Raw genomic sequence first — 22,706 nt, 5'->3', positions numbered from 1 at the left:
CTAGCTTCGGTCCGATATCATCCTGCCCACGAGCTGTGCTGTGTAGTCCACGATGGGCACGATGCGTCCGTAATTCAATCTTGTGGGGCCGATCACTCCGACCGCGCCCACGATCTTTCGATCCGCGTTCATATAGGGAGAAACCACCAGAGAGGAACCCGAAAGTGAGAAAAGCTTGTTCTCCGAACCGATAAAAATGCGCACACCCTCGCCTTCGTCGGTGAGTTCCAGGAAATCGGCAATATCGCGCTTTCGTTCGAGGTCGTCGAAGAGCGAGCGGATGCGATCAAGATCCTGCGCCTCGGCGCCCTCTTCCAGCAGGTTCGCGCGGCCGCGCACGATCAGCCGTTCGGTCGTCCCGCCCTCGCCCGACCAGGTCGCGATGCCGCTTTCGACGAGTTCGCGGGCGAGACTGTCGATCTCCTGCCGATGCTCCTTGATCTCGCGCTCGATGGAACGGCGCAATTCGGACACGGTGCGGCCTTCGGCAAGCGAGTTCAGGAAATTCGCGGCCTCTCGCATCGAGGACGGCGTCTGACCCGGCGGCGGCGTGAAGATCCGGTTCTCGACCTGGCCATCGGCGAAGACAAGAACGACGAGTGCCCTGTCAGCAGCCAGTTGGACGAATTCGATATGTCGAATCGGCGCCTCATGTTTGGGCGCCAGAACCAGGCTGGCAACGCGGGTCGTGCCCGAGAGCGCGGTGCCGACCCTATCCAGCAGGTTGGAGATTTCCTGCTCGCCTCCGCCGAGGGTTGCATCGATGCGCTCCCGATCCTGTTGATCGAGGTCCCGGACTTCGAGCAGACCATCGACGAACATGCGCAGCCCCTGCTGCGTGGGAACCCTGCCTGCCGAAATATGGGGTGAGTCCAGCAGGCCAAGGTATTCCAGATCCTGCATCACGTTTCGAACGGTTGCCGCAGAGACCTTCTCGGACATGGATCGCGTCAATGTGCGGGAGCCAACGGGTTCGCCGGAAAGAAGGTAGCCTTCGACGACCCGGCGAAACACTTCCCGCGAGCGCTGGTTCATCTTTTCGAGGATCTGTCCGGTGTCGGTCATCATTCCAAACGAAACTCTCTGGATCGGACTATGATTTAGGTGCCGAAAGGGTCCGGGGTCAATCGGGCTTGCATCCCAGAGTGCTCCAAGCCAAGAGGATGTCAACGCGAGAAGGAGAAAGCCCATGCGCCCGTCCGGCCGAGACGTAAACCAGATGAGAGAGATTTCGATCGAGACCGGAGTGACCCGGCACGCCGAAGGCTCCTGCCTCATCAAATGCGGCGATACGCATGTGCTGTGCACTGCATCGATCGACCCGCGGGTGCCTCCGTTTCTGAAGAACTCGGGGCTTGGCTGGGTAACGGCCGAGTACGGGATGCTGCCGCGTGCCACGCATAGCCGGATGAACCGGGAGGCTAAACGCGGTCAGTCCGGAAGAACTCAAGAGATTCAACGTCTTATTGGTCGTTCGCTCAGAGCAGGTATCGACAGGGTTGCGCTTGGTGAACGGCAGATCGTGATTGACTGCGACGTGATTCAGGCCGATGGCGGCACACGGTGTGCCTCGATCACCGGCGGTTGGGTTGCGCTTCGTCTTGCGGTCAACAAGCTGATCAAGGCGGGAGACGTTCTGTCCGACCCGATGACGGATCACGTGGCGGCCGTCTCTTGCGGGGTTTATGGTGGCCAGCCGGTCGTCGATCTCGACTATCCCGAGGACAGCGAGGCCGGAACGGACGCCAATTTCGTGATGACCGGTCGCGGACGTTTGATCGAAGTTCAGGCATCTGCAGAAGGCGCGACCTTCGGGCGCGAGGAGCTGACGACGCTGATGGACTTGGCCGAGAGCGGAATCGCCGAGTTGGTCAGCGCGCAGAAAGCTGCCGTGGAGGGCTGAGATGCGTCACTTTGAAGGTAAGGATCTGGTCATCGCGTCCCATAACGCGGGCAAGATTCGCGAGATCGGCCAGTTGCTGGCGCCGTTCGGGGTTTCGGTAAAATCCGCCGGAGAGCTTGGGCTGCCGGAACCCGAGGAGACGGAGGACAGCTTTGCTGGAAATGCCCGCATCAAGGCCCATGCCGCGGCGCGGGCCAGCGGCCTTCCGGCGCTGTCAGACGACAGTGGCCTGAGCGTGGATGCGCTGAATGGTGCGCCCGGTGTCTATACCGCCGACTGGGCCGAGACGCCGAATGGACGCGACTTCAAGATGGCGATGAAGAAGGTTTGGGACAATTGCGAGAAGATCGCGGCGCCGGAGCCTAGAACGGCCCGTTTTCATTGTGTTTTGTGCCTTGCCTGGCCGGACGGACATGACGAGATCTTCGATGGGCGTGTCGAGGGACATCTGGTGTGGCCGCTGCGGGGTGAACATGGGTTCGGCTTCGATCCGATGTTCCAGCCCGTGGGCGAAACCGAAACCTTCGGTGAAATGGATCCTGAACGGAAACATGGCATGAGCCATCGCGCGGATGCGTTCGCCAAGCTGGTCGACGGATGTTTTGCCGGTAGCTGATTGGCAGAACGCGGGCTTCGGTCTGTATTTGCACTGGCCCTTCTGCCAGTCCAAATGCCCCTATTGCGATTTCAATTCCCACGTGGCGGCCTCCATCGACCAGGCTCGGTGGGCAGACGCCTATGTTCGCCAGATCAGTTTGGCTGCTGGGCTGGTCCCTGACAGAAAGCTCGACTCGGTATTCTTCGGTGGAGGTACGCCAAGCCTGATGGCGCCGGAGACGGTTGGGCTGATCCTTGAGGAAATCCGAAAGACCTGGCCTGTTTCAAACAACCTGGAAGTCACGCTCGAAGCCAACCCCTCCTCGGTCGAAGTCGTAAAGTTCGAAGGGTTTCGCGATGCGGGCATCAACCGGGTGTCGCTGGGTGTTCAGGCTTTGAATGACGGTGATCTTGCTCGCCTCGGGCGGCTGCACTCGACGACAGATGCTAGGAAAGCCTTTGAAATTGCGAGAAAAACATTTTCACGCGTCTCCTTCGACCTAATTTATGCACGACAGGATCAATCCCTGGACTCGTGGCGCGGAGAGTTGGAGCGAGCGTTGGAGATGGCCATCGATCATCTTTCGCTTTACCAACTGACGATCGAGCCCGAAACGGCCTTCGGGCGCCGCTTTGCGGCCGGTGGACTGCATGGCTTGCCGGATGAGGACCTCTCGGCGGACATGTACGACCTGACCGTGGATCTGTGTGCGAAAGCAGGGTTGGAACTCTACGAGATTTCCAATTTCGCGCGGAAAGGCTCTGAAAGCCGGCACAATATTTTGTATTGGACTGGAGGGGATTACCTAGGAATTGGGCCGGGCGCCCATGGCCGCGTGACCCTAGATGGCGAGCGTTGGGCGAGTGTGGCCCCATCAAACCCGGTGGTCTGGCTTGAACAGAGCGAAGTAAATGATGCCCCATGTTGGGTAACCGAGCGGCTCACACCACAAGATCGCGCAGAAGAATACTTGATGATGGGGTTGCGCCTGACAGAGGGGATATCTTTCGAACGCTTGATGGCGCTTGGGGCAGACACGGGAATGCCCGGACGGTTGCGGGAAATGGAAGAAAACGGGATGATCCGTTGGACCACCGACCGAGTGCAGACCACGGAGCGCGGCCGTTCGATACTGAATGCCGTGTTGCGGGAGCTTCTTGCGGGGCAGACATGAAGGTTCTTTGGCTCCTGGCGGGTGGAACGTCCCTGGCGCTTGGCATTTTGGGAGCCTTCTTACCGCTATTGCCGACGGTTCCGTTTATCTTGCTCGCTGCTTTCTGTTTTTCGCGATCTTCCCAAAGGCTGCATGACTGGCTACTCGATCATGCGCTTTTCGGGCCAACCATTGCGGATTGGCGCGAGAATGGCGCGATATCTCGGCGAAGCAAGACGCTCGCGACCATATCGATCATCTTGGTTCTGTGCTTGTCCATCGGCATTGGGTTCGCGCTTTGGATCGTCGTTGTTCAGGCTGTCATCCTGAGCGCGGTTTTGCTGTTCATATGGACTCGTCCAACGGGCTCGTTGAAAGCAACTGACATAGGGCATCAAGCTGATCCAAGGAACGATAGCGAATGACCATCTGTCCGGAGCCATCGATATCCAGATGATCGATGGATACTTTCATTCGAAGGTTCGCAGAAAGATCCGATTCCAGTGCCCGTGTATCCGCGTCTTTTTCCGGAGTCTGTCTTTTGCTTAGAGTCTTCGGTTGCCGAACCGTATCCGGTTTTTTTACGAGAGCTTCCGTTTCGCGAACGGATAGGCCTTTGGAAATGACCTTGCGTGCAAGAGCAGAAGGCTCGTCGGACGTGATGATGGCCCTGGCATGGCCAGCAGAGATCTTGCCTTCGCGCAGCATTCCTTGCACTTCATCCGGCAGTTGAAGAAGCCGCATTATATTCGCGATATGGCTTCGGCTCTTGCCGAGAGCCTGAGCCAGTTTTTCCTGTGTATGGCCAAAACGCTCGATCAACTGGCGATATCCGAGCCCTTCTTCAATCGCGTTTAGATCTGCTCGCTGGACGTTCTCGATGATGGCGATTTCGAGTACTTCCGTGTCGTCGAATTCCCGGATAACGACTGGAATATCATGTATCTGTGCCATTTGAGCGGCACGCCAGCGGCGTTCGCCCGCCACGATCTCATATTGAGATTTGTCGCGGGGATTCTCACGTACGATCAAGGGCTGGATGATCCCTTTTTCTCGAATGGAATCGCAGAGTTCCTGCAGAGCCGTGGGAGAGAAATCTTTTCTAGGCTGATCAGGGTTTGCGACGAGGCATTCGATTGGCAAGGTCCGTTCGGCCGCAGCCGGTGTGGCGTCGGTCGCATCAGCCGATTCCAAGGAAACGTCGGCCATCAAGGCCGACAGACCGCGCCCCAGCCCTCTGGTTTTTCTGTTCTTTTTTTCCATTTCCACCCCGGTTTATAACGATGATCCGACACTGCGAGAGACCATTTCCTGCGCGAGATCCCGGTATGCCATACTTCCCTTGGAACGCGTATCGTATTCAAGGACCGACTGGGCAAAGCTGGGTGCTTCGCTGATCCGAACATTGCGTGGAATCCGCGTTTGGAAAACAAGGTCACCCAAAGCTTCGCGTGCATCCTGCTCGACTTGAAGCGACAGATTATTCCTCGTGTCATACATCGTCAGCAGTACGCCCTCAATACGGAGGTCTGGATTGGCCGTCTGGCGAACTTCCCGCAAGGTCATCATGAGTTGCGACAGCCCTTCGAGTGCATAGAACTCACTCTGCAACGGAACAAGAACCGAGTGGGCGGCGACCATCGCGTTGACCGTCAACAGATTCAACGAAGGCGGGCAGTCGATCAGAACATGGTCATAGCCAAGACTATCGAAGCTCGGTTTTCGCAGGGCATCGTGAAGGAGAAAGCTCCTTCTTTCGTTGGAGACCAGTTCGATGTCAGCAGAACTGAGATCGGTCGTGGAGGGCGCAAGTTCCAGATTGGCAATATCGGTTTGCCGCACGATCGAAGCGATCGATGCATCCTCAAGTAACATATCATAGGTTGTCATGTCGCGATCCGAGGCTGAGACACCCAAGCCAGTGGAGGCGTTTCCCTGCGGATCGAGGTCGACAATCAGTACCTTCTGGCCGGTTTCAGCCAAAGCTGCGCCAAGATTGATCGTTGTGGTGGTCTTTCCCACCCCGCCCTTCTGGTTGGCGACAGCAATGATTTTTGCCGTATTCGGCTTTGATCTGTCAGACACGGGCGATATCTCCAAGCACCAAAATGGCTGCGTTGTCGTCGGTTATACTTGGCTTTTGCGACAGCTTGAAGTTCCACTGCTGTCGGGCGGCGCCGAGTTCTTGTTTAAAACGCTCCCCTTTCGGAAAAATGCACTTTCCGGCACCCGAAAGATGTGGATGAGCGTATTCGAGGAGCTTGGACAGGCTCGCCACGGCACGGGCCGAGATGATGTCCGCACCTTGTGGCGGTAGATCTTCGATCCTCTTCGAAAAAACCGTCACGTTGACGTTGACGGTTCTTGCTGCGTTAACAAGGAATGCCGATTTTCTCTTGTCGCTTTCAACTAGGGTGAAACTAAGTTCCGGCGCCAACTCCTTCGCAATAATTGCGCAAACCAGTCCCGGGAATCCTCCGCCGGACCCGAAATCGAGCCACGAGTGCTCGTAGCCGGTCGTACAGTTCATCAGTTGTGCTGAATCTGCGATATGCCTGACAGCGCCTGCGGCAAGAGTCGAAGGTGAAACAAGATTGATCGTCGTGTTCCATTTGCGAAGCAACTCGAGGTGCGTACTCAAGCAATCCAGTGTTTCACGTGAAACATTCCGGTTGAGCGCATCTGTTATCAAGCGCTCAAGTTCAGGCACGACGGCGTTCTCCCCGCCGAATATGGGCGAGAATCAGCGTCAGAGCCGCAGGCGTCATACCACCGATACGACCTGCTTGCGCCAATGTCCGCGGCCGCACATTTTCAAGCTTGCTCCTCAGTTCGTTCGAAAGGCCCTCAAGCTTACTGTAGGAAAAGTCGGCCGGAATGGTCCAAGCCTCATCTTTTTTCAGGGCCTCTACGTCCTTCTGTTGGCGATCAATGTAGTTCTTGTAGAGAGAGTCGCGTTCAACCTGCTTGAGAATCTCTGGCTCGATCTGATCCAACCCCGGAATCAAATCTGATAGGCCCTCCACAGTTGCCCCTGGGAGAGCCAATGCATCCAAACCGGACCTCTTGGGCCCGTCCGGATTTACCTTGATCCCTGCCACACCGAGTGTCCTCGAACTGATCATGTAGCCACCAAGAAATTCCTTGGCCGTTTCAATTTCCGAGAGTTTTCTGTCAAAAACCTCGGCCCGCTCGGGAGATACAACCCCTAGAGATATCGCCAATGGCGTCAATCTCTGGTCAGCGTTATCAGCCCTCAAGGACAAACGGTACTCTGCTCGTGAAGTGAACATCCGATAGGGTTCGGCGACACCCTGGGTTATCAGGTCATCAACCATTACGCCAATGTAACTCTCGCTGCGCTCGAAAATGACCGCATCAAGCTGTCTGGCGTGACGCGCAGCATTCAGGCCTGCAACCAAACCTTGAGCTGCGGCCTCTTCATATCCGGTTGTTCCATTTATTTGACCGGCCAGGTAAAGCCCGGAAAAATCACGTAGTGCCAGACTGGAGTCCAAGCTTCTGGGATCAATATAGTCATACTCGATCGCGTAGCCCGGTTGAAGAATCCGAACATTTTCGAGCCCCCGAATAGAACGAACATAGGTATGCTGAACATCCTCCGGCAAAGACGTCGAAATGCCGTTTGGATAGACAGTAAAGTCATCAAGTCCTTCAGGTTCCAGGAAAATCTGATGCGAATCCTTCGAGGAAAAACGCACGACCTTGTCTTCTATCGACGGGCAATATCTTGGACCAACGCCTTCGATATGGCCACCATACATCGCAGAGTGTTTCAGGTTAGCCCGAATGATGTCGTGGGTGGCGGCATTCGTATGAGTGATCCCGCAAGAGATCTGTCGTACAACCGGCACAGTCGACAGGAAGGAGAACATCGACGGATCAGCGTCTCCCGGCTGCGACTCGAGAACGCTCCAGTCTATCGTGCGCCCATCCAGCCTGGGAGGTGTGCCCGTCTTCAATCGACCGATGGGAAGGCCGAAAGCCCGAATCTGATTTGCCAACAAGACCGAATTTCGATCTCCGATCCGTCCCCCCGCGTGCTTTTTGTCACCTATATGGATCGTGCCGTTGAGGAACGTTCCAGTCGTAAGGACAACTGCTGAAGCACGAATTTCACTGCCATCTGAAATGGATATTCCTGAAACGCGGCGATTTTCTTCCAGAAGCCCGCAGACCTCAGCTGTGATAAGAACAAGGCCCTCCGTTCCATGAATCTCTCTGGTCATGGCTTCGGAATACAGCTTTCGGTCAGACTGCGTACGTGGTCCCTGAACCGCTGGCCCTTTTTTCCGGTTCAAGAGCCGAAACTGAATTCCCGACAGGTCAGCGACCCGACCCATGACACCGTCAAGTGCGTCTATCTCCCGGACAAGGTGGCCTTTCCCAAGTCCGCCAATCGCGGGATTGCAGGACATGATTCCGAGATCCGTCGCCTTCAGAGTGACCAGCGCAACTGTTGCACCGGCCCTCGCCGCAGCAGATGCAGCTTCGCAACCAGCGTGCCCGCCACCAACAACGATGACATCATAGTCCTGTTTCACGTGAAACATCCTCACTTACCAATGCAGAAGTTTCTGAAGATCTCCCCAAGAACATCTTCGACACCGATGCGACCCACAAGGGAATCGACACTACGAATGGCTCCCCTTATCGCCTCCGCAACCAATTCCTCCAAGCCCGATTCTAGCGCCAGGTAGTCAAGAGCGTGATCGAGGGACTCGACCGCAACTTGCAATGCCTGTTGATGACGAAGATGCGTTGCCAAATGCGTCTGAGAAACCCGATTACCTAAAACCGTGGAAATGTGCGCCAGAAGATCGGAAACGCCCTCGCCGGTCACTCCGGAAATTCCGCTTCCAACGTCCTTGTCGAGAAGATCAGATTTTGGTGTCAGAACCAAATCCTCGGCTTCGAGTTTCAAGCCTGAACCTGGCGTCCCCAAAACAACCCGAAGATCCGCCTGGTTTGCCCGATCGAGTGCTCTTTGAACGCCGATTGCCTCAACAACGTCCTTCGTCTCGCGCAATCCCGCTGTGTCCAGAAAAGTCACCGGGAGTCCATCGACATCCATTCGGACCTCGATGACATCCCGTGTCGTCCCCGCGATTTCTGACGTAATCGCCGCATCACGCCCCGCCAGACGGTTCAACAAGGTGGACTTCCCCGCATTCGGCGGACCAACGATGGCAACCTCAAAACCAGACCGTAGACGCTCCGCTACGCTGACACCCTCGATCTCTCGTGCAAACTCGTTTCGAAGCGATCGCAGCAAGCTTTCGACTTCGGGCGATACATCCTCCGGAACCTCTTCATCAGCGAAATCGATTGTGGACTCGACTAACGCCGCGGATCTTAGCAATTGGGATCGCCAGATATCGACTTGCCGACCCAACTCTCCATCAAAAATCCGGAAAGCCTGAAGCCTCTGCGCCTCCGTCTCCGCAGTCAGAAGGTCCGAAAGCCCCTCTACCTCGGCCAGATCGAGGCGGCCATTTTCCAATGCACGGCGCGTGAATTCTCCCGCCTCAGCCACGCGCGCCCCCTCTTGGGCCGAGAGTACCTTCAGCAAGAAACCTACAACAGCCGGACTTCCATGCGTCTGAAATTCAACAACTTCCTCCCCGGTAAAGCTCTCACCGGCCGAAAAAGCCAAGACCAAGGCTTCATCAATCACGACGCCGGAACTGAGAAGTCGACGCAAAGACGCCCTTCGAGGTTCTGGAACATCTCCCGCAAGGAGACGACAAATGTCCCAGGCTCTCGGGCCGGAAACGCGGACCACCGATACCCCGGCACGGCCGGGCGCCGTCGCCAGGGCAAAGATCGTATCCATTTCTGTCGTCCAGTGGCCCTATCAGGTGTTCATGGAGTCGAAGAAATCGGAGTTGAACTTCGTCTGCTTCAACTTCGAGATCAGGAACTCGATCGCATCCGTCGTCCCCATCGGATTCAGGATCCGACGTAGAACAAAGGTTTTCTGCAAGTCTCCCTTGTCGACCAGAAGTTCTTCCTTCCGGGTACCCGACTTGAGAATATCCATCGCCGGGAAGACCCGCTTGTCAGCCACTTTACGGTCGAGCACGATTTCCGAGTTACCCGTACCCTTGAACTCCTCGAAGATCACTTCGTCCATCCGGCTCCCGGTGTCGATCAGAGCGGTCGCGATAATCGTAAGCGATCCACCTTCCTCGATGTTCCGGGCAGCACCAAAGAATCGCTTCGGTCGTTGCAGCGCATTCGCGTCCACACCACCGGTCAGAACCTTGCCCGAGGATGGCACAACAGTGTTGAATGCCCTACCAAGTCTTGTGATCGAGTCGAGAAGAATAACAACATCTCGTTTATGCTCAACCAAGCGCTTGGCCTTCTCAATCACCATTTCCGAAACCGCGACGTGTCGCGTCGCCGGCTCGTCAAAGGTCGACGAAATCACTTCGCCTTTCACGCTTCGCTGCATGTCCGTCACTTCTTCCGGACGTTCATCGATCAGCAGCACGATCAGGTAGCATTCTGGATGGTTATTCTCGATCGAATGCGCAATGTTCTGCAGCAGCACCGTCTTACCGGTCCGCGGGGGTGCCACGATCAAGCACCGCTGGCCCTTGCCGATCGGTGCCACCAAGTCGATGATCCGGGCAGAACGATCCTTCACCGTCGGATCGGCCGTCTCCATTTTCAGTCGTTCATCGGGGTAGAGCGGGGTCAGGTTGTCAAAATTGACCTTGTGACGCGCCCGTTCCGGGTCCTCGAAGTTGATCTGCGTAACCTTGGTCATGCAGAAATAGCGCTCATTCTCGCGCGGCGCCTGGATCACACCATCCACGGTATCGCCCGTGCGCAGCGAGTATTGCCGAATCATGTCGGGCGAAACGTAGATGTCATCCGGCCCCGGCAGGTAGTTCGCTTCCGGCGACCTCAGGAAACCGAAACCGTCCTGCATCACTTCCAGCACGCCATCGCCAGAAATCTCCCAACCGTCCTCGGCGCACTCCTTCAAGATGGCGAACATCATGTCGCCCTTGCGCATCGTGGAGGCGTTGTCGATCTCCAGATCCTCCGCCATAGCGAGCAGGTCCTTGGGGGTCCGTGCCTTGAGTTCGGAGAGTGTCAGCGATTGTTCGGCCATGAATAATGTTCCTGCACCGGCTGTACCGGTGACGATTTCGTATTTGAATGGAGAGACCTGGCAGGACTGCCATTGATCCGGCATTTAAGGGCTCCGTGCCGAGGAGTCAATTCCTGCACAACACAGGCCGCTTCAGAAACGAACTATGACCGAGAACACGATGACCAGCATCAACACCGTCGGCAGCTCATTCATGATCCTATAGGTTCGCCCTGACAGCTTGAAATCGCCATCGATGAAATCGTGCCGATGGGCGGCGAGCCACATGTGGAACCACGTCATCGCCAGGATCGACACAGCCTTCGTATAAGGCCACACAGCGCCCCAGTCGACAATTCCGGGGGTCAGCACCAGCATCAGGCCAAACACCCAGCTGGCGATCATGGATGGGTTCATGATGAGCTTCAGAAGCTTCCGCTCCATCATCTGGAAGACAGCATCCATCTCGGTGCCCGGTGTCGCCTGTTCCGTGTGGTGAACGTAGAGACGCGGCAAGTAGAACAAACCCGCCATCCAAGCAATCACGGAGACCACGTGCAGGGACTTGGTCCAGACATATATATCGATCAGCCAGTCTTCGATCATGGTCGTTCTCCTTGGAATTCCGACCTACCCTAAATAAAAAAAATAAGAAGAAATAAAAGATGTTGTTGATGTAGGATCTGTGCATTTGTGGATTATACGGAAATCCACCGAGTCATCCCCAATGTGAAGTGAATCAGACAAGCTTGTCACAATATGTGGATAATTTGAATATACGTTCTTATTTCAGTAAGTTACCTACAGACCGGATGTAGACAATACTGGGTACCAGTTCGGGACGGCGGTGGACAGCAGGATTGATCCCGAGCGGCCCCGTTCGATCTGCACACCGTGGACGGGATGTGACCGCAATCCCCGAAACCGACCACCAATCCCCTACTGGAAATTCTCTCCCAATCAGGTCACAAGATTTCCAATACGGAGTCCCAGAGCTATCCACGAGGTTGTCCACATGCCAGTTCTGTGTCTCGCGTCCGGGTCGGAGGTCCGGGCCGAACTCTTGCGCAATGCCCATGTTCGGTTCGAGGTGTCGAAAGCCCGTATCGACGAAGAGACCGCGCGCCAGGCGATGCAGGCCGAAGGGCTCTCGCCGCGCGACATCGCCGATCATCTTGCCGAGCTCAAAGCCCTCAAGGTTTCAGCGCGCGCGCCGGACAGGCTCGTTCTTGGATGCGACCAGATCCTCGAACTTGACGGAACGATCCTGACAAAGCCGACGGATCCCGCCGACGCTGTTTCACAAGTTCTGCGGCTTTCGGGCCGGGAACACCGCCTTCACAGCGCGGCAGTGCTGGTCGAAGACAACCGCCCGGTCTGGCGCATCACTGAGACGGTGCGGATGACAATGCGGACGCTCTCGAAATCCTATGTCGATTCCTATGTCACGCGGAATTGGGATCAGATCCGCTACTGTGTCGGTGCCTACCAGCTCGAGTCCGAAGGCGTGCGTCTCTTTGAGCGTGTTGATGGCGATTTCTTTTCCGTCCTTGGGCTTCCGTTATTGCCGCTGTTGGATCATCTTGCACTCAGAGGGGTGATCGAAACATGACTGCCAGAATACCACTTGCCGGGGTGATCGGATCTCCCGTCGCCCATTCCTTGTCTCCCAGGTTGCATGGATATTGGCTGAAAACCTATGGCTTGGCGGGCCATTACATTCCTATGGATATTGCACAATCGGATCTGGCCGAGGTGTTGCAGATGCTCCCGCGGATGGGTTTCGTCGGTGTAAATGTCACCATTCCGCACAAGGAGACGGCGCTTTCCCTTGCTAATCTGGTAACCGATCGCGCCGCCCTCATCGGTGCTGCCAACACATTGATTTTCCATGAAGATGGACGAATTCACGCAGATAACACGGATGGCTATGGTTTCCTTGCCAACCTGCGCCAGAACGCCCCCGGTTGGGATGCGCAATCGGGTCCGGCGGCTGTGTTCGGTGCCGGCGGTGCCGCCCGTGCAATCGTCACGGCGTTGATAGATGCGGGTGCCCCGAGCATCCGCCTGACCAACCGCACGCGGGGACGCGCCGAAGCGCTGAGATCGGAATTCGGGCCCAAGATCGAAGTCCATGACTGGGTTCATGCCGGGCCGATGCTGGCCGGCGCGGCCACCGTCGTGAACACCACGTCGCTCGGGATGGTCGGCAAGCCGGATTTTCGGGTGTCGCTCGATGCGCTCGATCCGGCCGCCACGGTCAATGATCTTGTCTACGCCCCGCTAGAAACGCCTTTTCTCAAGCAGGCCGCCGAGCGTGGTTGCCGGGTTGTGGACGGTCTCGGAATGCTCCTGCATCAGGCCGCACCCGGTTTCGAACGCTGGTTCGGACTCCGGCCGGAGATAACGGAGGAACTCCGCCAAGCGGTTCTCACCCAATGACGAAACCTTTCCTGATCGGGCTGACGGGTTCCATCGGAATGGGCAAGTCGACAACCGCCGGCATGTTCGCCGATGAAGGTGTTCCGGTTTGGGATGCCGATGCCGCCGTGCACCGTCTCTATTCACCGGGCGGCGCTGCGGTAGAACCAATCAGTGACATCTGCCCGTCCGCGATCATTGATGGCGCGGTCAGCCGTGAAGCGCTGAAGAACTGGATCAGCCAAGACGATACCGCGCTTGGGCGGATCGAATCCGTCGTCCACCCGCTCCTTACCACGGATCGCGCCGAATTCATTGCCACAACCTCCGCGCCTATCCTGCTGCTCGATATTCCGCTTCTCTTCGAGACCGGCGCGAGCGAAGGGATGGACTTGAATGTCGTCGTCTCGGCCCCGGCGGGAGAACAACGCACACGTGTCCTCGCCCGTCCCGGAATGAGTGTTGAACAATTCCACCGAATCCTGTCGAAACAGATGCCCGATGCCCAGAAACGCGCCCGCGCCGATCTGGTCATTGACACGACTACCCTGGAGGGCGCACGAACACAGGTTCGGACGCTGATGACGGAGCTGAGGAAATCACATGCGTGAAATCGTGATGGATACGGAGACAACCGGACTGGACCCCTACGATGGCCACCGGATTGTCGAGATCGGCGGCGTGGAGCTCGAAAACCATGTCCCTACCGGCCGCACCTATCACCAATATATCAACCCCCGGCGGAACATGCCGATGGAAGCCTACGAAGTTCATGGAATCTCCGAAGAGTTCCTGGCCGATAAACCCCTTTTCGAGGCGATCGCGCAGGATTTCATGGATTTCATCCAGGATGCCGTGCTGGTCATTCACAACGCGCCCTTCGACATGAAATTTCTCAACGCGGAGCTGGAATGGGCGGGCTTTCCGAAACTGCCAAAGGCACAGGCGCTGGACACGCTGGCAATGGCGCGAAAGCGTTTCCCCGGCTCGCCCTCCTCTCTGGACGCGCTTTGCCGCCGCTTCAACATCGACAACTCCTCGCGCACGCTTCACGGCGCGCTTCTCGACTCTGAGATCCTTGCGGATGTCTATCTGGAACTTATCGGCGGCCGGCAGCCCGATTTTGCTCTCGCCTCCAACTCACAGAGCAGTTCCAACTCCGGATCCGCATGGCGCCCGCGCCCGCGCCCGACCCCGCTCCCCTCGAAGCTTACGGAACCGGAACGCTTGGCGCATCAGGCGCTGTTGGAAGCGCTCGGCGATGACCCGCTCTGGAAAAGCTTTTCGGACTGAACCGGCGTTCAGTTCGGGTAGCTCTTCCACGCCTGCTGGGAGCCGTGGAACACGTTGATATCCACCTTGCCAGACACGCCCGGAACAAGCCCGGTTCCGGTATATTGCCAGAAATCCCATCGCGCCCCGGGATAGCGCTCAGAAGGATGGTCCGCGACCGAACGCAGCCAGAACCGTGTTCCGTAGAGCTTCCCAATATCCGTGTCTTCCCAGAAATCGACCGACGTATAGAGGATCGGCCGTTGTCCGTAATGGCGTTCCAGGATGTCGAGGAACTTCTTTGCCTCCGCACGGACCACCGCGCCGTCGGGCCGCAATGTGCAGGTGGGCGAATAGGGATTCCATTCCATATCAAGTACATGCGGCAACCCACCCGCCTCCCGGGGGACATTGGCGATGAACCACTTCGCCTGCGCCTCCGCTGGCGCGCAGAAGTAATAAAAATGATAGCCAGCCCGCGGGATGCCGGCCCGCCCGGCGTTGCGCCAATGCTCCCGGAACATCGGGTCAAGCTCTTCGACCCCTTCGGTGGCCTTGATGAAGACGAACGAAATTCCGGCGTCCCGTGCCGTGGCCCAATCGATGGAGCTTTGCCAGCGCGACACGTCCAACCCGTGCACTGCATAGGATTTCGGCGTGCGGCCAGACCACGGATGCGGATCGGCATCGCCAAAATCTGGATGGGTCACGGCGACCGGACGGGAACCGGTTCTGGAAACCTCCCCCTTGTCCTTTCCCCCGCCTCCACAGGCCGAAACGAGAAAAAGCAACAGCGAGACAAAAACTTTCAGGCGCATATCAAACTCCGGTCAGTCCGGGAAAAAAGGATCGAAAATCCCGGCAATGAACGCATGAGAAGTGATTCCGGGCAACCGTGAAGGCTTGCGTCTGACGCTGGGGTGACTACCTAGGCGACAATATTGCCAGCAAAGGCCGAGAACATGACCGACCTGACCCCCCGCGAGATCGTGAGCGAGCTCGACCGTTTCATCATTGGCCAGAAGGATGCCAAGCGCGCCGTGGCCGTGGCGCTCCGCAACCGCTGGCGGCGCAAGCAGCTCTCCGACGACCTGCGCGACGAGGTTTACCCGAAAAACATCCTGATGATCGGCCCCACGGGCGTCGGCAAGACAGAGATCTCGCGCCGCCTGGCCAAGCTCGCCCGTGCCCCTTTCATCAAGGTGGAAGCGACCAAGTTCACGGAAGTCGGTTATGTCGGTCGCGACGTGGAACAGATCATCCGCGATCTGGTTGATACCGCGATCCAGCAGACGCGGGATTTCATGCGCGACGAGGTCAAGGCCAAGGCGTATCAGAACGCCGAGGAGCGGGTTCTGGAAGCCATCGCCGGCGTGGATGCGCGCGAACAGACCCGCGAGATGTTCCGCAAGAAGCTCAAGAGTGGCGAGCTGGACGACACGATCATCGAACTGGAAGTCGCCGATGCCGGCCCCTCCATGCCCATGTTCGAGGTTCCCGGCCAGCCGGGCATGAATATGGGTGCGATGGATCTCGGCTCGATCTTCGGCAAGGCGTTCGGTGGACGGACTGTGAAACGCCGCCTGTCCGTGGCCGACAGCTACGAGGTGTTGCTCTCCGAGGAGGCCGACAAGCTTCTCGACGACGAGGCCGTGACCCGTATGGCTCTGGAATCCGTGCAACAGAACGGCATCGTGTTTCTCGATGAGATCGACAAGGTCTGCGCTCGTCAGGAAGCGCGCGGCGGCGATGTGAGCCGCGAAGGCGTGCAGCGCGACCTGCTGCCCCTGATCGAGGGGACCACGGTTTCCACCAAGCATGGGCCGGTCAAGACGGACCATATCCTCTTTATCGCATCCGGCGCTTTCCACATTGCCAAGCCGTCCGACCTGTTGCCGGAACTTCAGGGCCGCTTGCCGATCCGCGTTGAATTGCGCGCCCTGACCGAGGATGACTTCGTTCGCATTCTGACGGAAACAGACAATGCGCTTACCCGGCAATACACCGCGCTCATGGCAACCGAAGAAGTGGTGGTCGATTTCACCGAAGATGGCATCGCCGCATTGGCCCGCATAGCGGCAGAGGTGAATAGCAGCGTCGAGAATATCGGCGCGCGTCGTCTCTACACCGTCATGGAACGTGTTTTCGAGGAGTTGAGCTTCACAGCGCCCGACAGGCCAGGCCAGGCCGTGACTGTGGATGCCGATTTTGTCAGCGAAAACCTTGGCGAGCTGGCCGGGTCGGCAGATTTGAGCCGCTACGTCCTCTGAACGGCCGCGGCAAATTGCCGAATACATGGCGCCTGTCACATCAACGGTCTAGACGGGCGACATGTATACATCATCACCGATACGGATCCTCGTGATCCTGGCGTTCGTTCTGGCATCCTGCACGGGACGCTCAGAGATCGCCCCACGCCCGGCCCCGTCCGGCATCGGTACAGATGTCGAAATCCTTGTCGGTTCTAGCCGCCAGCGCGACGAAAGCGGCGCTTTTGGCGCTGCAAGTCGCGGGCAGATCCGTTTTTCCAGTATGGAAATCTCGATCCCGCCCAAGCATGCGGAGGGAAAGGTCGAGGTCGGTGGAAAGAACCCCGATCCGGAGCGGCACTTCCTGACCCGTTCGATCCAACCCTTGTCCGCTTCGGAATTTCGCGCGGATATCGCGCGGAGGCTGGCAGAAAACCCGCAATACAACGGGGAAGTCTTCATCTTCATCCATGGTTTCAACAACACCATGGCCGATGGCGTTTTTCGTGCGGCCCAGATCCATTCCGATCTCGGTATCAATGCCCTGCCGGTCCATTACGCCTGGCCATCGAGCGGCTCCCCGCTCCGATATGCCTATGATCGCGACAGCGTTCTCTATGCCCGCAATGGTCTTGAGGAGTTGATCGAGGAAATTGCCGCCGCGGGCGGGCGAAACATTATCCTGCTCGCCCATTCCCTGGGCTCGCAGGTCATGATGGAGACGTTGCGGCAGATGTCGTTGCGCGGCCGTGGTCCGGCCTGGGACCGCATCGGCGGCGTCGCCCTGATGGCGCCGGATATCGATATTGACCTGTTTCACAGTCAGGTCGCCGATATCGGCCCCTTGCCGCAACCTTTCCTGTTACTTGTTTCGAATCGTGACAGTGCCCTGCGCCTGTCGGCGCAGCTGACCGGACAACGTACCCGGCTTGGCAATATCGGCTCGGCGACCGAGGTCGGCGAGCTCGAAGTTACAGTGGTCAATGTCTCCGAGTTTCGGGACACCTGGAACACACACCTGACAGCCGTCAGCTCCCCTACCCTCATCGCCCTCCTGTCCGAGACGAACGCGATCGAGAAGGCATTCCACCGCGACATCACCACCCGCCCCGGCCTCATTCCGGGAACCATTCTGACGGTGCAGAACGCAACCGAGATCATCCTCGATCCCGTCCGCATCCACCAGGAAACGGGTTACTAGCATGCAGACAGGTCTCCTCGGTTTCCTGCGCGATAACGCAGGCTGGCTCGGCGCAGGCTTCCTGCTGACGCTGACATCGAGCTTCGGACAGACCTTTCTCATTTCGGTCTTTGCCGGCGAGATCCGGGCGGCCTATTCGCTGAGCCATGGGGATTGGGGAGCGATCTATGCACTCGGAACACTGGCATCGGCCGTCACGATGCTCTGGGCCGGCACGCTTGCCGACCGGTTCCGCGTGCGCGACCTCGCCTTGATTGTTCTGCCGATCCTTGCCGCCGCGTGTCTGGCGATGGCGGCTGTTCCGGGTGCCTGGGCGCTGCCATTCGTCGTCTTCGCATTGCGGCTTGCCGGACAGGGCATGACCTTCCACATCGCGATTGTCGCCATGGGTCGCTGGTTCGACGCGAACCGGGGAAAGGCGCTCTCGGTGGCAACCCTCGGGGTGACCATTGGGCAAGCATTGCTTCCACTGGGCTTCGTGGCCATGCTGCCGGTTTTCGGTTGGCGTGCGCTCTGGGTTCTTGCAGGCGTTCTTGTCCTTGCCGTGGTACCGGTCTTGATGGGGTTGCTTCGACAGGAGCGGATTCCCTCGGAGTCCGCGCAATCTCAATCCTCCACTGGAATGGAGGGCCGCCACTGGCGTCGCAGCGAGATGCTGCGGCATTGGCTGTTCTGGGCGATGGTGCCGCTCCTGCTCGGCCCGCCCGCCTTCACCACGGCGTTGTTCTTCCTCCAGGTGCATGTCGCCGAGATCAAGGGCCTCTCCCATCTCTCATTCGTTGCGCTGTTCCCGGTTTTCACCGGCTGCGCCACGGTGATGATGTTTACGAGCGGCATCATGCTGGACCGGCTTGGAACTGCGCGGCTTCTCCCGTTTCTCGCGGTGCCCATGGCGCTTGGTTTTCTTGTGCTCGGCTTCAGCAATGGTTTGCTCGGCGCGGCACTGGGAATGGCTCTTCTGGGTATGACCACTGGTGGAATCTCGACCCTCCAGAGCGCATTCTGGGCCGAGTTCTATGGCACGCGAAACCTTGGCGCGATCAAGTCGGTTGCCGCGGCGATCATGGTTTTCGGCTCGGCGGTCGGTCCGGTCGTCTCAGGTTATCTCATTGATACCGGGATCGGATTCGAAAGGCAGATGGTGTTGATCGGCGGCTATTTCTTCGTCACGGCCATCATCGTGACCTTGGCGATGCGGCGGATACGGCACGCGCTATCGTCTGCGGGAGAGGTAGACGTAATAGGCGCCTGAGCCGCCATGGCTGATATGGGCATCCGTGACTTGCAGGACCAGCCCACCGAGCGGTGCAAGATGCAACCATTGCGGCACCTGGTTGCGCAGAATGCCCCGAGGGGTCGGGATCGGACCATCGTCCCACTTGCCTTTGCCCTTCCCTTTGCCGGTCACGACCAACACGAGGCGGCAACCATCTGCATGGGCAGACATGATGAAACGGTTCAGGGCCGGATGCGCCTGTGAGAGCGTCATGCCATGCAGGTCGATCTTGCGCTCCGGCTTGAGCTTGCCCTTTCTCATCCGGCCGAATGTCTTCTTGTCCATCCGGACCGGCTGGCCTGCGAGCCGTTGCTCCAACGTATGACCGAGGTCATGCCCTTTGGACTGGTCATAGCGGGCAGCCTGACCAATTCGGAACTCCGTCACGACTTTCGGTTCCGGTTCGGACCGGGAAGGTTTTTTTGCATTGGCCGGGACAATCGGATCCGCAACTCGCTTCTTGCGGTTCGGGTGCAGCGGATTCGTCGTCCGCGCAACTTGTTTCCAGACGGCCAGGTCATCCTCCGAGAGGCGGCGCTTTCGAGGCATCCGTTAGTCCTCTTCGGTCATGGCATAGGCGCGCTGGATCGGAACCAGCACGACCATGCGTCCCGGGTCACGGACTTTCCCGGCGGCCCTCCCCGCCTTGGTACCGGTGCCAAAGAAAATATCGGCGCGTTGTGCCCCCTTGATCGCAGAGCCGGTATCCTGCGCGATCATCAACCGGTGGATGGGCTCGGCGCCGTTCTTTTCGATCCAGACCGGCGCGCCAAGCGGCGTGAATTCCGGATCGACCGCGATGCTGCGCTCCGCCGTCACCGGCCGGTTCATCGCGCCGATCGGTCCTTCGCCGGGATCGTTTCCTGTCACCTTGCGAAAAAACACGAAGGACGGATTGTGGCGGAGCAATTCCTGACCGTCCACGGGATTGCGGCGCACCCAATTCTTGATCACCTGCGCCGAAACCTGGTGCGCTTCATAGATCCCGCGACGGATCATTTCCTGCCCAATGGAGCGATAGTTATGACCGTTATGGCCGCCATAACCTACCCGGATCACCTGTCCGCCGGACAGACGGATGCGGCCGGACCCCTGGATCTGCAGGAAGAACAGCTCCACTGGATCCTCGACCCAGGCAATTTCCAATCCGCGCCCGGACAGCAGCCCCTCTTCCTCGATCTGCGCGCGCGTGGCCCAGGGCTGCCCGTCTGGCAGTTCCCTGGGCTTGGCGAAAAGCGGGAAACGATACCGGGCCGACGGTGTGAGCGAGCCACGCAGCTCCGGCTCGTAATAGCCGGTGAACAGCGCCTCCTCGTCTCCGCCAATCAGAACCGGGCGAAAGAACAGCTCGAAAAAGCTCCGCCCGCCGCCCTGCGCCTTGGCCAGCTTGCACAAGCCGCGCCATTCCGGCTCGCTCGGGATGTCACAGGTCTTCAGAAAGGTCTTCAGCGCCGCCTCGTGATCGTCCTGCGCCCAACCGGACAGGTCGTCAAAGGACAGGATCTGAAGGTCGGAGCCTCCAACCGCGGGGCTGGCAGCCGCCAGCAGGGCCGCGAAAACAGCCGCGCGGCCCGCAGGTGTCATCCGCCCGTGGCCACCAGTTGCCAGTTCGGATCGCCCGCGCCCATGCGTCGGGCAAAGGTCCAGACGTCGCGCTGGCGCTTGATCTCGTTTTCGGACCCTTCCAGCACATCGCCTTCGGCATTGCGAACAACCGACGTCAGTTCACCGACGAAGCGAACGGTGATCTCGCCGGTATCTGTGGTCTGGTCGAATTCCGCGCTTAGAAGGGAAAGCTCCCGAACGCCAATGAAATTCGCCTTGATTGTCAGGCCTTGCGAAGCGCGATCCTCCAGAACCTGGTTGAAGGCATCATGCACATCCGGGCTCAGGAAACGGGATACCTGTTCGATATCGCCATGCTCGAATGCCATCAGGATCATCTCGTAGGCACCACGTGCGCCATGCAGGAACTCGCCGACATTGAAGCTGGGCTCCGCGCGCTTCATCTGGGCAAGCGCCTCGGCCGTCGGGCTGCCTTCTTCGGCGTGGTTGGTGATGTCATGATCGACACCGCCTTCGATCACCTCGAATTCCGGCCGTCCCGCAGAGCGGTCCGCCTTGCTCTCGTTCACGGAAAGCGGAGGTTTCTCGAAACCTTCGCGGGTTCCGAGGACGGACCTGAGCCGCAGGATCAGGAAAATCGCTATCCCGGCCAAAACCAGGAGCTGGATCACGGCAGCACTCATCTATGTCCTCTTCTTTCGTGTCGGGGTTGGTATCCGGCTTACAGGGCACTTATGTAAGCGAGCACGGATGACAAGTCCACAAACACCGCCCCCGGGAGAAGGCTTATGCCCCTGCTTTTGCTGTTTATCGCCATTCCGCTGATCGAGATCGCCCTGTTCATTCAACTGGGATCGTTCCTCGGGCTCGGCTGGACGCTGTTCATCGTCGTTCTGACAGCGGTGATTGGCACGTGGCTGGTAAAGCAACAGGGGATGCGGGTGTTGATGGATGTTCAGAATTCTTTCAACGATCTCAATGACCCGACCGAACCGCTGGCCCATGGCGCCATGATCCTGTTTTCGGGCGCGCTGCTGCTGACACCGGGGTTTTTCACCGACACGGTCGGCTTCCTTCTGTTGATCCCGAAAGTGCGTGAGGCGATGTTCCGCTACATCCGCTCCCGCATCGTGGTCCACTCTTCGGCCACGATGACAAGTGCAGGATTTCGTTCCCGACCGCGACGGACTGGCGAAGACGTGATCGACGGTGAGTACAACGAGATTCCAGAAGAGCCGCGCAGGACAAGCGGCCCGTCCGGTTGGACTCAGGATTGAGGCGCCTGCTGCACTCTGATAAGGCCGCATCAGCCCGAAGAATTGCAATTTCCTGGAGACAACCATGTCCGATCAACCCACCGAAAACGGCGCAACCCCCCAAGGTGGTGCCCAACAACCGCCTGCTCAGCCGAAGATGCAGGTTCTCGGACAATTCATCCGTGACCTCTCCTTCGAGAACATCGTTGCCCAGAAGGGTGTGAATGGCGAGGTCTCGCCCGATGTCCAGGTTCAGGTCAATCTCGACGCCAAGAAGCGGAATGTCGAAAACCAGTATGAAGTCGTCACCAAGTTCAAGGTCGAGTCCCGCAACAAGGATGAAGCCAAGTCGCCCCTGTTCCTGATGGAACTGGAATATGGCGGCATCTTCCTGATCGAGAACGTGCCGGATGAGCAACTGCACCCGTTCCTTCTGATCGAATGCCCGCGGATGCTCTTCCCCTTCGTGCGTCGCATCGTTTCCGACATGACCCGCGATGGCGGTTTCCCGCCGCTCAATCTCGACACCGTCGATTTCGTGGCCCTCTACCGCCAGGAGCTGATTCGTCGCGCTCAGGCCGAGCAGGCCGCGAAGGCGCAGCCCGACGCCTGAGTCTTTCGACACCAGTGAAATGAATCCGGGAGGCAATACGCCTCCCGTTTTTTTTGTTCTGCCTGACTT

General features: G+C 58.2%; 25 protein-coding genes. 13 read left to right on the top strand and 12 right to left on the bottom strand.

Annotated elements, in window-relative coordinates:
- Positions 1–1,065 carry a heat-inducible transcriptional repressor HrcA gene (hrcA, locus tag AX756_RS01930; protein WP_068308166.1) on the bottom strand — a complete coding sequence of 355 codons (1,065 nt, stop codon included), beginning with the start codon at positions 1,063–1,065 and terminating at the stop codon, positions 1–3.
- Positions 1,066–1,189: 124 nt separating this feature from the next.
- On the opposite strand from hrcA, the gene rph reads away from it, so the two are divergent.
- From rph to AX756_RS24940, 4 genes are read left to right on the top strand one after another with little or no spacing between them, the layout of a single operon-like run.
- Positions 1,190–1,903: a ribonuclease PH gene (gene rph, locus AX756_RS01925; RefSeq protein ID WP_068307858.1), complete on the top strand. Its 714-nt coding sequence runs from the start codon at positions 1,190–1,192 to the stop codon at positions 1,901–1,903.
- A 1-nt stretch (position 1,904) separates the two neighbouring features.
- Complete coding sequence (gene rdgB, locus AX756_RS01920) at positions 1,905–2,519, top strand: RdgB/HAM1 family non-canonical purine NTP pyrophosphatase (RefSeq protein ID WP_068307856.1); 615 nt, start codon at positions 1,905–1,907, stop codon at positions 2,517–2,519.
- The gene (gene hemW, locus AX756_RS01915; protein WP_068307854.1) at positions 2,476–3,675 is read left to right on the top strand and encodes a radical SAM family heme chaperone HemW; all 1,200 of its coding nucleotides are present in this window, start codon (positions 2,476–2,478) and stop codon (positions 3,673–3,675) included. The genes rdgB and hemW overlap by 44 nt, the downstream gene beginning before the upstream one ends.
- Entirely contained in the window at positions 3,672–4,079 is a 408-nt protein-coding gene (locus tag AX756_RS24940; protein WP_082738877.1) for a YbaN family protein, read from the top strand. Before hemW ends, AX756_RS24940 begins: the two co-directional genes overlap by 4 nt.
- Here AX756_RS24940 and AX756_RS01910 read toward each other — a convergent pair.
- The 7 genes from AX756_RS01910 to AX756_RS01880 all read right to left on the bottom strand — a co-directional run bounded on the left by AX756_RS01910 (position 4,000) and on the right by AX756_RS01880 (position 11,389).
- Positions 4,000–4,917: a ParB/RepB/Spo0J family partition protein gene (locus AX756_RS01910; RefSeq protein ID WP_068307852.1), complete on the bottom strand. Its 918-nt coding sequence runs from the start codon at positions 4,915–4,917 to the stop codon at positions 4,000–4,002. The two genes, AX756_RS24940 and AX756_RS01910, sit on opposite strands and share 80 nt — an antisense overlap.
- Positions 4,918–4,929: 12 nt before the next feature.
- Complete coding sequence (locus AX756_RS01905) at positions 4,930–5,739, bottom strand: ParA family protein (protein WP_068307849.1); 810 nt, start codon at positions 5,737–5,739, stop codon at positions 4,930–4,932.
- Positions 5,732–6,364, bottom strand: coding sequence for a 16S rRNA (guanine(527)-N(7))-methyltransferase RsmG (gene rsmG / locus AX756_RS01900; protein WP_068307847.1), 633 nt, complete (start codon positions 6,362–6,364; stop codon positions 5,732–5,734). The genes AX756_RS01905 and rsmG overlap by 8 nt, the downstream gene beginning before the upstream one ends.
- Positions 6,357–8,228 carry a tRNA uridine-5-carboxymethylaminomethyl(34) synthesis enzyme MnmG gene (mnmG, locus tag AX756_RS01895; protein WP_068307846.1) on the bottom strand — a complete coding sequence of 624 codons (1,872 nt, stop codon included), beginning with the start codon at positions 8,226–8,228 and terminating at the stop codon, positions 6,357–6,359. Before mnmG ends, rsmG begins: the two co-directional genes overlap by 8 nt.
- A 2-nt stretch (positions 8,229–8,230) precedes the next feature.
- Entirely contained in the window at positions 8,231–9,511 is a 1,281-nt protein-coding gene (mnmE, locus tag AX756_RS01890; protein ID WP_068307845.1) for a tRNA uridine-5-carboxymethylaminomethyl(34) synthesis GTPase MnmE, read from the bottom strand.
- A 21-nt stretch (positions 9,512–9,532) separates the two neighbouring features.
- Entirely contained in the window at positions 9,533–10,804 is a 1,272-nt protein-coding gene (rho, locus tag AX756_RS01885; protein ID WP_068307844.1) for a transcription termination factor Rho, read from the bottom strand.
- A gap of 132 nt (positions 10,805–10,936) precedes the next feature.
- The gene (locus AX756_RS01880) at positions 10,937–11,389 is read right to left on the bottom strand and encodes a CopD family protein (RefSeq protein ID WP_068307842.1); all 453 of its coding nucleotides are present in this window, start codon (positions 11,387–11,389) and stop codon (positions 10,937–10,939) included.
- Between the two features lie 409 nt (positions 11,390–11,798).
- Between AX756_RS01880 and AX756_RS01875 the strand changes: the two genes are divergently transcribed.
- The 4 genes from AX756_RS01875 to dnaQ are packed head-to-tail and all read left to right on the top strand — an operon-like array spanning position 11,799 to position 14,497.
- The gene (locus AX756_RS01875) at positions 11,799–12,395 is read left to right on the top strand and encodes a Maf family protein (RefSeq protein WP_068307841.1); all 597 of its coding nucleotides are present in this window, start codon (positions 11,799–11,801) and stop codon (positions 12,393–12,395) included.
- Complete coding sequence (locus tag AX756_RS01870) at positions 12,392–13,225, top strand: shikimate dehydrogenase (protein ID WP_068307836.1); 834 nt, start codon at positions 12,392–12,394, stop codon at positions 13,223–13,225. The genes AX756_RS01875 and AX756_RS01870 overlap by 4 nt, the downstream gene beginning before the upstream one ends.
- A complete protein-coding gene (gene coaE / locus AX756_RS01865; RefSeq protein WP_068307834.1) occupies positions 13,222–13,815 on the top strand; it encodes a dephospho-CoA kinase in 594 nt (197 codons plus the stop codon). The genes AX756_RS01870 and coaE overlap by 4 nt, the downstream gene beginning before the upstream one ends.
- Entirely contained in the window at positions 13,808–14,497 is a 690-nt protein-coding gene (gene dnaQ, locus AX756_RS01860; RefSeq protein WP_068307832.1) for a DNA polymerase III subunit epsilon, read from the top strand. The genes coaE and dnaQ overlap by 8 nt, the downstream gene beginning before the upstream one ends.
- Before the next feature lie 8 nt (positions 14,498–14,505).
- Here dnaQ and AX756_RS01855 read toward each other — a convergent pair whose 3' ends face one another.
- Positions 14,506–15,294 (bottom strand): glycoside hydrolase family 25 protein, encoded by a 789-nt coding sequence (locus tag AX756_RS01855; RefSeq protein ID WP_068307830.1) that lies wholly within the window; start codon positions 15,292–15,294, stop codon positions 14,506–14,508.
- Positions 15,295–15,438: 144 nt separating this feature from the next.
- Here AX756_RS01855 and hslU point away from each other — a divergent pair, with 144 nt between their 5' ends.
- From hslU to AX756_RS01840, 3 genes are all read left to right on the top strand, one after another.
- Positions 15,439–16,746, top strand: a complete 1,308-nt coding sequence (hslU, locus tag AX756_RS01850; protein ID WP_068307828.1) for an ATP-dependent protease ATPase subunit HslU — start codon at positions 15,439–15,441, stop codon at positions 16,744–16,746.
- A gap of 61 nt (positions 16,747–16,807) precedes the next feature.
- A complete protein-coding gene (locus tag AX756_RS01845) occupies positions 16,808–17,926 on the top strand; it encodes an alpha/beta hydrolase (RefSeq protein ID WP_082738876.1) in 1,119 nt (372 codons plus the stop codon).
- A gap of 1 nt (position 17,927) precedes the next feature.
- Entirely contained in the window at positions 17,928–19,178 is a 1,251-nt protein-coding gene (locus AX756_RS01840; protein WP_068307824.1) for an MFS transporter, read from the top strand.
- Here AX756_RS01840 and AX756_RS01835 read toward each other — a convergent pair.
- The 3 genes from AX756_RS01835 to AX756_RS01825 form a co-directional block, all read right to left on the bottom strand.
- Positions 19,140–19,589: a Smr/MutS family protein gene (locus AX756_RS01835; RefSeq protein ID WP_321186416.1), complete on the bottom strand. Its 450-nt coding sequence runs from the start codon at positions 19,587–19,589 to the stop codon at positions 19,140–19,142. The two genes, AX756_RS01840 and AX756_RS01835, sit on opposite strands and share 39 nt — an antisense overlap.
- A gap of 165 nt (positions 19,590–19,754) precedes the next feature.
- Positions 19,755–20,786, bottom strand: coding sequence for a murein transglycosylase A (mltA, locus tag AX756_RS01830; protein ID WP_068307820.1), 1,032 nt, complete (start codon positions 20,784–20,786; stop codon positions 19,755–19,757).
- On the bottom strand, positions 20,783–21,451 hold the full coding sequence (locus AX756_RS01825; protein WP_068307818.1) for a Tim44/TimA family putative adaptor protein: 669 nt from the start codon (positions 21,449–21,451) through the stop codon (positions 20,783–20,785). Before AX756_RS01825 ends, mltA begins: the two co-directional genes overlap by 4 nt.
- A gap of 105 nt (positions 21,452–21,556) precedes the next feature.
- Between AX756_RS01825 and AX756_RS01820 the strand changes: the two genes are divergently transcribed.
- Positions 21,557–22,045 (top strand): FxsA family protein, encoded by a 489-nt coding sequence (locus AX756_RS01820; RefSeq protein WP_068307816.1) that lies wholly within the window; start codon positions 21,557–21,559, stop codon positions 22,043–22,045.
- A gap of 64 nt (positions 22,046–22,109) precedes the next feature.
- On the top strand, positions 22,110–22,637 hold the full coding sequence (gene secB, locus AX756_RS01815) for a protein-export chaperone SecB (RefSeq protein WP_068307814.1): 528 nt from the start codon (positions 22,110–22,112) through the stop codon (positions 22,635–22,637).
- Positions 22,638–22,706: the final 69 nt, after the last annotated feature.

It is taken from the genome of Aliiruegeria sabulilitoris (assembly GCF_001558155.1).
Lineage (GTDB): Bacteria > Pseudomonadota > Alphaproteobacteria > Rhodobacterales > Rhodobacteraceae > Tropicimonas > Tropicimonas sabulilitoris.
This window is presented reverse-complemented; position numbering and strand designations above follow the sequence as displayed.